The sequence below is a fragment of the Roseburia hominis genome (assembly GCA_040702975.1).
GTDB classification, from domain to species: domain Bacteria; phylum Bacillota; class Clostridia; order Lachnospirales; family Lachnospiraceae; genus Allocoprococcus; species Allocoprococcus hominis_A.
In genome coordinates, this window is the sequence record CP159990.1 from 26,291 (window position 1) to 39,451 (window position 13,161).

Genomic DNA, 13,161 nt, shown 5'->3' on the forward strand with positions numbered 1-13,161 from the left:
ACACTAAAGGAGGATACATGGACTATAAACAAAATATCATACCGCTGAAAGACCTGAACCTGACCAGCAGATTCCTTTTTGACGAAGTGATGGACGATCCGCAGACTCATCAGGATGTGCTCAGTATTATTTTCGGGAAGGAGATTCCGCTTCTTGATAAAGCAGAGACCGAAAAGGAATTACGGGTGTCGCCCCTGATTCGTTCCATCCGTTTGGATGTGTTTTCTATTGATGAGGAAAATGTGATCTACAGCACAGAAATGCAGGCACAGAAGAAAGTTGACCTGGCTAAACGGAGCCGGTACTACCAGGCTCTTATCGATACCGGACTTTTGAAACCCGGTATTCCGGATTACAATCTTCTGAATGCTTCGTACATTATTATCATCACACCGTTTGATTTATTTGGTCATGGGAAGTACCAATATACTTTTGAGGCCAGATGTCGGGAAGTTCCGGAATGTATACTGGAAGATCAGGCTGTCCGCATTTTTCTGAATACGCGAGGAACAAACGACGATGAAGTCTCAAAGGAACTGGCAGATTTTCTTCATTATCTGGAAAACACGACAGCCTCCGTGGCAGATGCTTCTGGCAGTGAACGGATTCGCCGGATTCATGAGCGGGTGCATAAGGTCAAACTCAGCGAAGAAATTGGAGTGAAGTATATGCAGGCTTGGGAAGAAAAATATTTCGAACGGGAAGAAGGACGCGCAGAAGGGCGCAACGACCTTTTAAAATCACAGATTAGAAAGAAGCTCTTAAAAGGTAAGTCCCCTGAAATCATCGCCGATGAAGTAGAAGAAGAATTGAATACCGTCTTGACAATCATTCAAGAAATCACAGAGGAAAATACAAGCAATAACCAATAGGCTGCCCAGGAGGAAGGCATGCTATTTTATAGCACCTTCCTCTTAATATTTTAACTTTTTATATCACTACTTTAACCTCTATCAAACTTATACCATTCTGCATATTGCTTTTCCGGCACCTAAGGTGTATGATTAATTCACTATCGAGGTAAAGAATTCAAAAGGGTCACAAATTCATGGCTGATCGCCAAAGCATTTCATAATGTCGACAAAACGGAACGGACAGGAGGGGATAACTATGACCTTATAATTTCATATTTTTATTTGTAATCTACCAGACGACTATGATAAACTGAAGGAGGATACATGAACCACAAACAAAATATCATACCGCTGAAAGACCTGAACCTGACCAGCAGATTCCTTTTTGACGAAGTGATGGACGATCCGCAGGCTCATCAGGATGTGCTCAGTATTATTTTCGGGAAGGAGATTCCGCTCTTTGATAAAGCAGAGACCGAAAAGGAATTACGGGTGTCACCCCTGATTCGTTCCATTCGTTTGGACGTGTTTTTTATTGATGAGGAAAATGTGATCTACAGCACAGAAATGCAGGCACAGAAGAAAGTTGACCTGGCGAAGCGGAGCCGGTACTACCAGGCTCTTATCGACACCGGACTTTTGAAACCCGGTATTCCGGATTATAATTTGCTGAATACTTCATACATTATCCTTATCACGCCTTTTGACCTGTTTGGTTACGGGAAGTATCAATACACTTTCGAGGCCAGATGCCGGGAAGTCCCGGAATGTATACTGGAAGATAAGGCTACACGCATATTTCTGAATACACGTGGAACGAACGACGATGAAGTTTCACAAGAGCTGGTGGATTTTCTGCATTACCTGGAAAATACGACAGCCTCCGTTGCAAACGCTTCTGACAGTGAACGAATCCACCGGATTCATGAGCGGGTGCATAAGGTCAAACTCAGCGAAGAAATTGGAGTGAAGTATATGCAGGCTTGGGAAGAGAAATATTTTGAACGGGAAGAAGGACGCGAAGAAGGGCTAAAAGAGGGTTATTCTTTAAAATTAAAGGATTTAATCAAAAAGAAACTCCTCAAAGGCAAGTCTCCTGAAATCATCGCCGATGAAGTAGAAGAAGAACTGGACACCGTCCTGACAATCATTCAGGAGATTACCACAGAAGACACAATTTCTAATCATAACAACTAAACCGAGATGAACGCCCATTGGCCATTCACTTAGGTATACCTAGGGGCATCCCGTATGGTCATTCGGCCGTCTCACAAGGTATACCCAAAGGGCATCCCGTATGGCCATTCGGCCGTCTCACAAGGTATACCCATAGGGCACCCCGCATGGCCATTCGGCCGTTTCACAAGGTATGCTTAACAACAGCAAGAAAGAAAACGGGAGATGCACTATTTTCGGCACCTCCCGTTTTTCTATCCCCTACGCACTGATCGCATTTCCGGTATACAACTGATAATATTTCCCCTTCTCCGCAATCAACTGATCATGGGTTCCTCTCTCTATAATTCTTCCCTGTTCCAGAACCATAATACAATCTGAATTCCGCACCGTAGAAAGTCTATGGGCAATGACGAACGTTGTCCGTCCGTGCATCAATTTATCCATGCCTTCCTGTACAATCCGCTCCGTTCTGGTGTCGATGGAGCTGGTCGCCTCATCCAGAATCAGAACCGGCGGGTCCGCGATCGCCGCACGGGCGATGGCAAGAAGCTGTCTCTGTCCCTGGCTTAAGTTCGCCCCGTCTCCGGTCAGCATCGTATCGTATCCCTTCGGAAGCCTTCGGATAAATCCGTCCGCATTGGCGAGCTTCGCTGCTGCCACCACCTCTTCGTCCGTAGCATCCAGTTTACCGTAACGGATATTCTCCTTCACGGTTCCCGTAAACAAATGCGTATCCTGAAGCACAATCCCCAGGGACCGTCTCAGATCATCTTTTTTAATTTTGTTGATATTGATTCCGTCGTATCGGATTTTTCCGTCCTGAATATCGTAAAACCGGTTGATCAGGTTGGTGATCGTCGTCTTTCCGGCACCCGTGGAGCCTACAAATGCGATTTTCTGTCCGGGTGTGGCATAGAGCTTCACATCATGAAGAACAATCTTCTCATCAGTGTACCCGAAATCCACGCCGTTAAACACCACGTCGCCCTTGACTTCCACATAATCCACGCTTCCGTCCGCCTGATGCGTATGCTTCCATGCCCAGCGTCCGGTTCTTGCCTCGCTCTCTACGAGCTTTCCGTCCTTCTCTGCCACATTTACCAGAGTCACATAACCGTCGTCCACCTCCGGCTTCTCGTCCAACAGCCGGAAAACACGATCCGCGCCTGCCATTGCCATGACCACCGCATTGAGCTGCTGGCTCACCTGGTTGATCGGCATGCTGAAGCTCTTATTAAACGTCAGGAAGCTTGCAAGTCCTCCTAAGGTAAATCCGCCGATTCCATTCAGCGCCAGGATGCCTCCCACGATTGCGCAGATCACATAGCTGATATTTCCAAGCTGCGCATTGATCGGCCCCAACATGTTGGCGAAGGTATTGGCCCGGTCCGCACTCACATACAGCTTTCCATTCAATTCCCGGAATTTTTCCTTGCTCTCTTCCTCATGACAGAAGACCTTCACCACCTTCTGTCCGTTCATCATCTCCTCGATATATCCATTGACCCTGCCTAGGTTAATCTGCTGCTCTCTAAAATATTTTCCGCTCTGTCCCGCCGCTTTCCTGGAGCTGGTAATCATAATCGTGACCATGATCAGCGTCACGATGGTAAGCGGAATATTTAAGATCACCATGCTGACAAATACACTGACTACCGTAAATGCACTATTGATGACCTGCGGAATACTCTGGCTGATCATCTGCCGGAGCGTATCGATATCATTGGTATATATAGACATGATATCTCCATGCGCATGCGTATCAAAATATTTAATCGGCAGCTTCTGCATATGCTCAAACAGATCATTTCGCAGATCTCTTAAGGTCCCCTGCGTCACATTTACCATAATCCTGTTATACGTATATGTCGAAAGCACTCCGATCGCATAGAACACCGCCACACGGGCGATCGCATGTGCCAGCGGTCCAAAGTCCGGTTCGTCCGTCAGAAGAAACGGCGTAATGTACTCATCAATCAGGTTTTTCGTAAACATGGTACCCTGTACGTTTGCCAGAACGCCCACGCAGATCAGGATCGCCACAAGAAAACAATGTGCTTTATATTTCCGGAACACATACTGCATCAGACGTACAAATAATTTTCCGGGATTTTCCACCTTCGGTTTTGCTCCCCGCATTGCCATTGGTCCTGCCATCTTCTACTCACCTGCCTTCTCATCAAAATCTCCGCCGCCCTTGGTCTGCGACTCATATACCTCGCGGTAGATCGCATTTTCCCGAAGCAGCTCCTCATGAGTTCCAAATCCATTTATACGGCCCTCGTCCATGACGATGATCCGGTCCGCATTTTGCACACTGGAAATTCTCTGGGCGATGATCAGCTTCGTGGTATCCGGTATCTCCTCGGCAAATGCTTTTCGAATCTTCGCATCTGTCGCCGTATCCACCGCGCTGGTACTGTCGTCGAGAATCAAGATTTTTGGTCTTTTAAGTAGCGCTCTTGCAATACAAACTCTCTGCTTCTGCCCGCCGGACACGTTGCTTCCGCCCTGCTCAATGTGCGTCTCATAGCCGTCCGGGAGCCTCTGGATAAACTCGTCTGCACAGGCCTGGCGGCAGGCCAGTTCACATTCCTCACGGGTGGCCTCCTTATTGCCCCAGCGCAGGTTATCCAAAATAGAGCCGGAAAACAAGACGTTATTCTGCAATACCACGGACACCTGATTCCTAAGTGCCTCCATGTCATATTCCTTCACGTTATGACCGCCGACAATGACCTCTCCCGCCGTCACATCGTACAGACGGCTGATCAGGTTCACCAGACTCGTCTTCGCACTTCCGGTTCCGCCGATGATCCCAATCGTCTCTCCCGAATGGATATCCAGCGTAATATCCTTGAGAACCGGCTCCTTTGAGTCTTTCCGATATGCGAATTCCACATGCCGGAACGAGATACTTCCGTCCGGAACCTCATGAATCGGGTCTGCCGGATTCTTTAGATCGCTGGTCTCACCCAGCACTTCTGAAATACGTTTTGCACTCGCCGCACTCATAGAAATCATGACGAATACCATCGACAACATCATAAGGCTCATCAGAATATTCATACAGTAGGCCAGAAGGCTCATCAGTTCTCCGGTGGTCAGGCTGTTTGCCACGATCATCTTCGCCCCGATCCAGCTAATCAAAAGGATACAACTGTAGACCGTAGTCTGCATGATTGGTGCATTAAAGACCAGATTACATTCTGCCTTGACAAAAATCTTATAAATATTTTCGCTGGTCCTCTTAAATTTGCTGGTCTCCTCCTGCTCCCGCACGTACGCTTTTACCACGCGAATCGCGGAAACATTTTCCTGAACGGACGCATTCATGTCATCATACTTCGGAAATGCCTGTTTAAAATACTTTGTGGCATTATTCATAATCGCAAATAGAACGACTCCCAGCACCAGGACCGCCACCAGATAAATGCTCGCCAGCCGGGCATTGATGTAAAATGCCATAACCATCGCACAGATCAGACTGGCCGGCGCCCTCGTAAACATACGAAGCAGCATCTGGTAGGAATTCTGGATATTCGTCACGTCCGTTGTAAGACGAGTTACCAGACCCGCCGTGCTGTATTTGTCAATATTGGAAAATGAGAAAGTCTGAATGTTGTTAAACATCGCCTCTCTTAGGTTTCTTGCAAAGCCCGCCGACGCCTTCGCGCCGAATCTTCCGCCTGCAATTCCGGCAAACAGCCCAATCGCCGCCGCCACTACCATCACCGCACCTACCTTGTAAATGTGGTGAATGTCCCCCGCATTGACACCGTCATCTATGATAGAAGCCATCAGAAACGGAATGACCATTTCCATCAGCACCTCCAGGATCATGAACATCGGTGTTGCAAAGGACGCTCTTTTGAATTCTTTAACTTCTTTCAATAAAGTCCGGATCATCTGTCTCCTCCTTCCCATCCGAGCATTCATTTTTCTGCTTTTGTAAGTTATCTCTCAGCTTCTTTGTCACCTGGAAGAAAACCTCCAGCTCCGCATCGCTGATTCCCTCCAGCGTCCTTACATTCAGGTAATTTACCAGGCTTTCAAGCGCCTCATGTGTATGAATCCCCTTGTCTGTCAGGATCACTTTTTTAAGCCTCGCATCCCGGTCCACGGATTCCCGCCGAAGATATCCCTGTTTCTCCAGCACCTGAATCACTCCGGTCACCGTAGACCTGCTCACCTTAAAAAATTTCTCAAGATCCTTCTGGAAAACCTCCTTGTCTCTGTTATCATACAGGTACCGGATAATCCAGCCATGCATCAAGGTGATCTCGTCGATCCCGGCAGCCTTGACATGCGCCGACATGTTCTGCTTAAACATACAGTTCAGTCTCCGTATCTCCATACCGATCCGCCGCTTCTTATCGGTCTCTTCCATATTCTTCACCGTCCTTTTTAATTGTTCTTTTCCAAACTGTTTAGTATTAAATTGTTTGGTTCCGAACATTTATCTAAGTCCATATTCTATTTTACACAAATATATACTATTGTCAACCACCATAAGGAAAGTTCTATAGACTTTTGTCCGGAACCTGGCCGTCAAATCATAGATGGCTGTACGTTTTTGCCCAATACTTCTCCTCCCGTTAGAGAGTACATATAGCATTAGTCGTTCACTTAGATATGCCTGCAAAGCAAAAAAAGAACAACTGCCCCACAAGGTAATTGTTCTTTTCTCTAATTTTTTCTAGTCTTCTTATTTTACAGCTTATTCCGTTTTTCTTCCAGCCATTCCAGGATATCCGTAAATACCGTATCCCGGTCTGTCTCATTCAGAATCTCATGACGATCATTCTCATACAATTTGATGCTTACGTCCTGAATCCCGCATTTCCTGTAAGTGTCATAGACCTGTTTTACGCTCTTTCCGAAATTCCCCACCGGGTCGTCTGCTCCCGCCACCAAAAAGAGCGGCAGATTTACCGGAATCCTGCGAATATTTTCCTTCTTCTGTGCAAACTGGATTCCACGGAACATGTGGTAATATGCATTAACCGTAAAACGGAAGGTACACCAGGGGTGCGCGCGGTAAGCGTCCACTATGCTCTCGTCCTTAGTCAGCCAGTCCTTATCCGTGCGGGCCGGTTCAAATTTCTTATTATAAGAGCCAAATGCCATATTGTCGATCAGCGCGCTCCGGTAAGTCCAGCCCCTGACCGCGGCGATCACGCGGCAAAGCATTCGCCCCGCTCCCAGCACTACCGCCGGCTGCGAGCCGGTTCCCATCACGATCACGCCAGAAAGGCCCTCGCCATATAACTCCATATATTGCCGAATCAGAAATGAGCCCATACTATGTCCCAACATAAAATAGGGAATATCCGGATATTTTTCCTTCGTTATGAGCCGTAGCTTATGAATATCTCCGATCACACATTCATTTCCCCTGGTATCATGAAAATATCCGTGCAACTCCTCGCTTCGCACAGAACCTCCGTGGCCCAGATGATCATGTCCGACAACATAATACCCATGTTCATTTAAAAATCGCGCAAATGCATCATAGCGGTCAATGTATTCCACCATACCATGGCACATCTGAAGGACTGCTTTGATCTCACCCTCCGGCTTCCACTCGATCGCATGAATCCGCGTCGCTCCATCTCTGGATGGATACGTAAATTCCTGTTTCATCGGTATCAGTTCCTCCTCAAATACTTTATCAAACCTTATCGCTGTTCCAATTTAACATAATCCCTGTAAGGTGCCAGCGGTTTATACGCCGGACGTATGATCTTATCCACATTCTTAAGCTCTTCCAGACGGTGCGCACTCCAGCCTACGATACGCGCGGTCGCAAAGATCGGTGTATAAAGCTGCTCCGGAATGCCCAGCATTCCGTAAACAAGTCCGCTGTAGAAGTCCACGTTGGCGTTGACCCCTTTGTACATCTTACGCTTCTCGGCGATGACTTTCGGCGCCATACGCTCCACCTTCTCATATAATCTATACTCTTTATCATATCCTTTTTCACGGGCAAGCTGCGCCACAAATTTCTTGAAGATCTCAGCACGGGGGTCGGAGACTGAGTAGATGGCATGACCCATTCCGTATATCAGTCCCTTCTTGTCAAACCGCTCTTTATTCAGCAATCCTTCCAGGTAATTTCTTACCTCGTCATCGTCGTCCCAGTCTTTTACTACTTCCTTCATATCCGCAAACATCTGCGTCACCTTGATATTGGCTCCGCCATGTTTCGGTCCTTTCAGGGACGCCATCGCTGCTGCAATGGTTGAATACGTATCCGTTCCCGAGGAGGTAACGACATGCGTTGTGAACGTTGAATTGTTACCACCGCCGTGATCCATATGGAGTACCAGTGCCATATCCAGAATCCTTGCTTCCAGCTTACTGTATTTCCGGTCCTCACGAAGCATCAGCAGAATGTTCTCCGCCACGGATTTTTTCGGGTCCGGCGCATAAATATACATATCTTCCCCTCTGCGGTAATTATATGCATGATAACCATATACCATGAGCATCGGGAACTGGCTGATCAGATTCAGACACTGTCTCAATACATTCGGGATACTGGTATCGTCCGCCTTATCGTCATACGTATACAGATTCAAAATAGAACGGGACAGGCTGTTCATCATATCCGGACTCGGCGCCTTCATAATGACATCACGCACAAAAGTCGGCGGCAATGTACGTCGCTCTGCCAGATTCTCCTTAAAACGCACCAGCTGCTCCATCGTGGGAAGTTCACCAAACAGAAGCAGGTAAGCAATTTCTTCAAACCCGTATCTTCTCGGCACCAAAAATCCTTTTACCAGATCCTTGATATTATATCCTCTGTAATACAGATTGCCGGCGCAGGGAACCTCCTGCCCCTTCACAATCTTCTTGGCACATACGTCAGATATATTGGTCAGGCCGGCAAGCACACCTTTCCCGTTTAAATCACGCAGACCTCTCTTGACATCGTATTGCGTGAACAATTCTTTGTCAATCTCGTTGTTCTTCTCGCAAAGCGCCGAAAGCTCTTCAATCTCCGGTGTAATCTCAAACAATAAGGTTTCCAAATCTTTTACTTGATTCATGTGTTTTCCCCTTTCTTTGGTCCTGCCCCCCCAAACGACGAGTTTCTTTCTGGCACAAAGTTCGGCAAATACCTGGTTATTTACGAAACGTTGTACTAATTCCCGGTCGGGAAATATGGGCGGAGCGCCCCTGCCACCGCACTGATCGGCATGGTCTGAAGCCACACATGACCAGGTCCGGTAATGACCGTATTAAATAATCCTTCCCCTCCAAACACAATATTCTTAGCCCCTTTTACAGACTGAATATCCACCTGGCATGACGCACTCATGGCAGCCAAATAACCGGAATCCACAACGATCTGCTGTCCCGGCTGCAGATCATACTCTACCACATGCCCGTCGAACTCTGCGAAAACTATTCCGTAACCGGATACTCTCTGCAGAATAAATCCTTCCCCGCCAAACAGACCGGAAGCTACCTTTTTATGAAAATGTACCGAAAGGCTGACTCCTGCTTCCGAAGCAAGGAATGCCTTTTTCTGGAAGATGTACTCCTGTCCCGGTCCCACCTCAAAGACGCGGACAGACCCCGGGAAGCTGGATGCAAATGCAATCAGTCCACTTCCACCCTGCGCGGTATAAATATTCTGAAACATCTTCTCCCCGGAAAACATACGCCCAAATGCCTTTCCAATACCTCCGTTCGTCGTAGTCTCCATCAGCATGTTCGGCGACATCCACGCCATAGAACCACTCTCCGTGATCATCTTCTCTCCTGCCTCCAACTGGCAGATTACTACCGGCAGCGTGTCGCCCTTGATCTCATATTTCATTTTAGCCCCTCCTTTTCCTGCCGGCATATCCCCGGCGTCTCTCACATCGTGTTATATTATGATATATACTTAAGTACAGATGCAAAGAAAACCTCGCACCTTCTACATAGTACCATAATTCTTCGCATCATAGCCCCTCCGGACATTATACCGTAGTCTTGGCCTCCATCAGCCTCTTTAAAATATCTGCCAAACGTGCGAATTCGGTAAGGTTAAGCGCCTCTCCCCGAATGCTGCTTCCACGTCCAAGCTCTTCGATTGCTTTTTCTATAATCTCTTTCGAAATATTAAGTTCTCTGGAATTCTTAAGCCCGTTGGCCAAAGTCTTTCTTCTCTGATTAAACGACGCCCGGATAATCTGAAACAAAAACGCCTCATCCTGCACCTGGACCGGGGGCTTCTCATGCCGGGTCAGCCGAATGACTGCAGAGCCAACGGACGGCCTTGGCATAAAGCAGTTCGGCGGCACATTCGCCACGATATACGGCTCTGCATAATACTGCACCGCCAGAGACAATGCGCCATAATCCTTGGTGCCCGGTCCGACCTGCATACGGTCTGCCACTTCTTTTTGAACCATGACCGTGATACTTTCCAGCGGTACATGCTTTTCAAACAGCCCCATGATGATCGGAGTCGTGATATAATAAGGAAGATTCGCCACAACCTTGATCGGGCGCCCTTCGTTTTTCTCTCTCACCAATTCTTCGATATCAAGTCTCAGGATATCTTCATTGATCACGGTCACATTATCGTAACCTTTTAGTGTATCCCACAAAATCGGGATCAAATTCTTATCGATCTCAACTGCTGCCACTTCTCTTGCCGCACACGCCAGATATTGCGTCATGGTTCCGATGCCGGGACCGATCTCCAGGACAAAATCATCTTTTGTGATCTCGGCAGCCCGAATAATCTTATCCAGCACATGCGTATCGATCAGGAAATTCTGCCCGAATTTTTTCTGAAAATTAAAGTTATATTTTTGCAGAATCTCAATCGTATTCTGCGGGTTTCCAAGTGTTGGTTCTCTCACTGATGCTCTCTCTTTCTGTCTGTTCTCCAAACCAATATTTCTTTATAATGCCATGATTCTTCGAATCATGGCCCCTCCGGGAGATTTTAGCGCTCACATTTCTGCGGTGAACGCAGAAATCTATGCGCAGTATAATGTCTGGCGACATTATACCATAAAACGCAGTGCGAACTCACGAGCGTTCCGCTCGTTCGTTCACGGGCTTTCGCCCTATCAAAGCGCAGGAAAAGCAATCCGCCTGCAAGCAGTCGATTGCTTTTTCTGCACTTTGGCACTGCTCATTGCTTTCGTGGACATTATACCTTACAGCCGATACATTTTACGGGCATTTTCCTCTGTGACACGGATCACTTCCTCGGGCGTGATTCCCTTAATCTCGGCAATCTTCTCGGCCACATAGGTCAAATATGCTGAATTGTTGCGCTTCCCCCGATATGGTTCCGGCGCCATGTACGGGCAGTCTGTCTCCAGCAAAATCCGATCCAGTGGGATCTCGGCTGCCACATCTTTTAGTTTCTTAGCATTCTTAAAAGTAACTACTCCTCCGATACCGATGTAAAATCCCATCTTAACATACTCTTTTGCCATCTCTACCGAATAGGAATAGCAATGAATCACCCCGCCAAGGCCTTTCGCGTAATTCTGCATGATATACATGGTATCCGCAGCCGCCTCACGGCTATGAATGATCACCGGAAGATCCAGCTCCCTTGCCAGCTCAAGCTGACGAATGAACCACTGCTTCTGCACTTCGTGCGGCTCGTTGTCCCAATAATAATCCAGCCCGATCTCGCCTACCGCTACGACCTTATCCTCCCGGAATAACTCTTTCATTTTTGCAAATTTCTCTTCATCCAGAGCGCCTACCTCATCCGGGTGAATCCCCACCGCCGCATAAATGAACGGATATTTATGTGCCAGGGCAATCGCATACTGACAGGAATCATAAGACGCGCTGACATTCACGATCGTGCCGACCCCCTGAGACGGCATGGACACCAGCAGTTCCTCCCTGTCGTCTTCAAACTGTTTGTCATCGTAATGACTATGTGTATCAAATATCATATTATCTCACCTTCTAATCTATGTCATATACTGTATCAGCATCGTACTTATTAGTATAACACACTTCTACCCTGCTGGAAAATAAATTTTTCACTTGCCCCAAATGCTCTGCTTATGTATACTATAAATAGTACCGGAATAGTTGTCCGACGGACATACTTCCGGCAAGAGTGATAACCAATGGAAGTGTGGGGAATCTTCCAAAAATATGACTGATGCAAGGAGGATATTTGCAATGAAAGTATTTGACAGTGTAAACAAAACAGAGGTCGAGATCGAACTGTCTGACCTTAAGAAGATCATGATTGACGGACGTCAGGTCGATCTGTATTTTGACCATGTAAAGACGGATGCAGACGGATACCTTTCCTGGGACGTAGAGCACTGGTCTTCCATCGACCCGAAACGTTTTATTCGCTGCTACTCCCTGAAGGGGAAAGTACTCAGCGAGTCCACCGGACATAATTTGTATGACCTTGCGAATGAATTCCATCCGGAAGAGGCTACGAAAATCGAGCTCAGCTAGTACAACGGTTCATACCTTGTGAAACGGCCGAATGGCCATACGGGATGCCCTATGGGTATACCTTGTGAAACGGCCGAATGGCCATTCGGGATGCCCTTTGGGTATAATTAACTGGACTTTATGCGCAGGGTATTTTTCAAAGAATGCATATTGAGCCTGTCAGGGCAATAGGACCCGGGTCATTCCCGGCAAATGTGAGAATGCCTGAACATACGAAAAAGTGCTGATACAACTTCGACGGAATCCGCAAGGTGTAGCAGCACTTTTCACTATTTCACAAACTTGTCAATCGCCTGATTCAAAAGCTCAATCGCCTCGTCATCGCCCTCCTCTACCGCATGGACGATGCAATGATTCAGATGATTCTTAAGAACCACTTTTCCGGTATTATTAATCGCAGAGCGGACAGCCGCGAGCTGAATCAGCACTTCGCTGCAATCCTCATCGCGCTCGACCATGCGTTTGACTGCTTCCAAATGTCCGATTACCCGGGATAATCGGTTTATCACCGCTTTTTTCTCTGCGACGCTATGCACATGCTTATAATGGCCGTCTCCGAGAGCCGCCTGAATTTGTACTTTGATTTCTTTATCCACATTCTCACCCTTGCCTTCCAATCCTGCCTCCAAATTATCTTATCAAATCCACCCGGGCAGGTCAAGCTGCT

12 protein-coding genes are annotated in these 13,161 nt (G+C 47.2%); 3 read left to right on the top strand and 9 right to left on the bottom strand.

What is annotated here, in order from left to right; genetic code table 11:
- The first annotated feature begins 17 nt into the window (after positions 1-17).
- On the top strand, positions 18-872 hold the full coding sequence (locus tag ABXS75_00095) for an Rpn family recombination-promoting nuclease/putative transposase (GenBank protein ID XCP85248.1): 855 nt from the start codon (positions 18-20) through the stop codon (positions 870-872).
- A 306-nt stretch (positions 873-1,178) separates the two neighbouring features.
- Positions 1,179-2,051, top strand: coding sequence for an Rpn family recombination-promoting nuclease/putative transposase (locus tag ABXS75_00100; GenBank protein XCP85249.1), 873 nt, complete (start codon positions 1,179-1,181; stop codon positions 2,049-2,051).
- Positions 2,052-2,291: 240 nt separating this feature from the next.
- On the opposite strand, the gene ABXS75_00105 is transcribed toward ABXS75_00100, so the two are convergent.
- From ABXS75_00105 to ABXS75_00140, 8 genes are all read right to left on the bottom strand, one after another.
- Entirely contained in the window at positions 2,292-4,190 is a 1,899-nt protein-coding gene (locus ABXS75_00105) for an ABC transporter ATP-binding protein (protein XCP85250.1), read from the bottom strand.
- A 3-nt stretch (positions 4,191-4,193) separates the two neighbouring features.
- A complete protein-coding gene (locus ABXS75_00110) occupies positions 4,194-5,942 on the bottom strand; it encodes an ABC transporter ATP-binding protein (protein ID XCP85251.1) in 1,749 nt (582 codons plus the stop codon).
- On the bottom strand, positions 5,914-6,492 hold the full coding sequence (locus ABXS75_00115; protein XCP85252.1) for a MarR family transcriptional regulator: 579 nt from the start codon (positions 6,490-6,492) through the stop codon (positions 5,914-5,916). Before ABXS75_00115 ends, ABXS75_00110 begins: the two co-directional genes overlap by 29 nt.
- Before the next feature lie 254 nt (positions 6,493-6,746).
- Positions 6,747-7,679, bottom strand: a complete 933-nt coding sequence (locus ABXS75_00120; GenBank protein ID XCP85253.1) for an alpha/beta fold hydrolase — start codon at positions 7,677-7,679, stop codon at positions 6,747-6,749.
- A 35-nt stretch (positions 7,680-7,714) separates the two neighbouring features.
- Positions 7,715-9,091: a citrate/2-methylcitrate synthase gene (locus tag ABXS75_00125; protein ID XCP85254.1), complete on the bottom strand. Its 1,377-nt coding sequence runs from the start codon at positions 9,089-9,091 to the stop codon at positions 7,715-7,717.
- 95 nt (positions 9,092-9,186) lie between these two features.
- Positions 9,187-9,867: a TIGR00266 family protein gene (locus ABXS75_00130; GenBank protein ID XCP85255.1), complete on the bottom strand. Its 681-nt coding sequence runs from the start codon at positions 9,865-9,867 to the stop codon at positions 9,187-9,189.
- Between the two features lie 145 nt (positions 9,868-10,012).
- Entirely contained in the window at positions 10,013-10,903 is an 891-nt protein-coding gene (rsmA, locus tag ABXS75_00135) for a 16S rRNA (adenine(1518)-N(6)/adenine(1519)-N(6))-dimethyltransferase RsmA (protein XCP85256.1), read from the bottom strand.
- A 303-nt stretch (positions 10,904-11,206) separates the two neighbouring features.
- Entirely contained in the window at positions 11,207-11,968 is a 762-nt protein-coding gene (locus ABXS75_00140; GenBank protein ID XCP85257.1) for a TatD family hydrolase, read from the bottom strand.
- Positions 11,969-12,203: 235 nt separating this feature from the next.
- Here ABXS75_00140 and ABXS75_00145 point away from each other — a divergent pair, with 235 nt between their 5' ends.
- Positions 12,204-12,494: a hypothetical protein gene (locus ABXS75_00145; GenBank protein XCP85258.1), complete on the top strand. Its 291-nt coding sequence runs from the start codon at positions 12,204-12,206 to the stop codon at positions 12,492-12,494.
- Between the two features lie 269 nt (positions 12,495-12,763).
- On the opposite strand, the gene ABXS75_00150 is transcribed toward ABXS75_00145, so the two are convergent.
- Positions 12,764-13,066, bottom strand: coding sequence for a metal-sensing transcriptional repressor (locus ABXS75_00150; protein XCP87205.1), 303 nt, complete (start codon positions 13,064-13,066; stop codon positions 12,764-12,766).
- Positions 13,067-13,161: the final 95 nt, after the last annotated feature.

Coding starts and splice junctions, on each gene's coding strand:
- ABXS75_00095 (XCP85248.1), top strand. CDS start 18: ATGGACTATAAACAAAATATCATACCGCTGAAAGACCTGAACCTGACC.
- ABXS75_00125 (XCP85254.1), bottom strand. CDS start 9,091: ATGAATCAAGTAAAAGATTTGGAAACCTTATTGTTTGAGATTACACCG.
- ABXS75_00140 (XCP85257.1), bottom strand. CDS start 11,968: ATGATATTTGATACACATAGTCATTACGATGACAAACAGTTTGAAGAC.
- ABXS75_00145 (XCP85258.1), top strand. CDS start 12,204: ATGAAAGTATTTGACAGTGTAAACAAAACAGAGGTCGAGATCGAACTG.
- ABXS75_00100 (XCP85249.1), top strand. CDS start 1,179: ATGAACCACAAACAAAATATCATACCGCTGAAAGACCTGAACCTGACC.
- ABXS75_00115 (XCP85252.1), bottom strand. CDS start 6,492: ATGTTCGGAACCAAACAATTTAATACTAAACAGTTTGGAAAAGAACAA.
- ABXS75_00110 (XCP85251.1), bottom strand. CDS start 5,942: ATGATCCGGACTTTATTGAAAGAAGTTAAAGAATTCAAAAGAGCGTCC.
- ABXS75_00105 (XCP85250.1), bottom strand. CDS start 4,190: ATGGCAGGACCAATGGCAATGCGGGGAGCAAAACCGAAGGTGGAAAAT.
- ABXS75_00130 (XCP85255.1), bottom strand. CDS start 9,867: ATGAAATATGAGATCAAGGGCGACACGCTGCCGGTAGTAATCTGCCAG.
- ABXS75_00120 (XCP85253.1), bottom strand. CDS start 7,679: ATGAAACAGGAATTTACGTATCCATCCAGAGATGGAGCGACGCGGATT.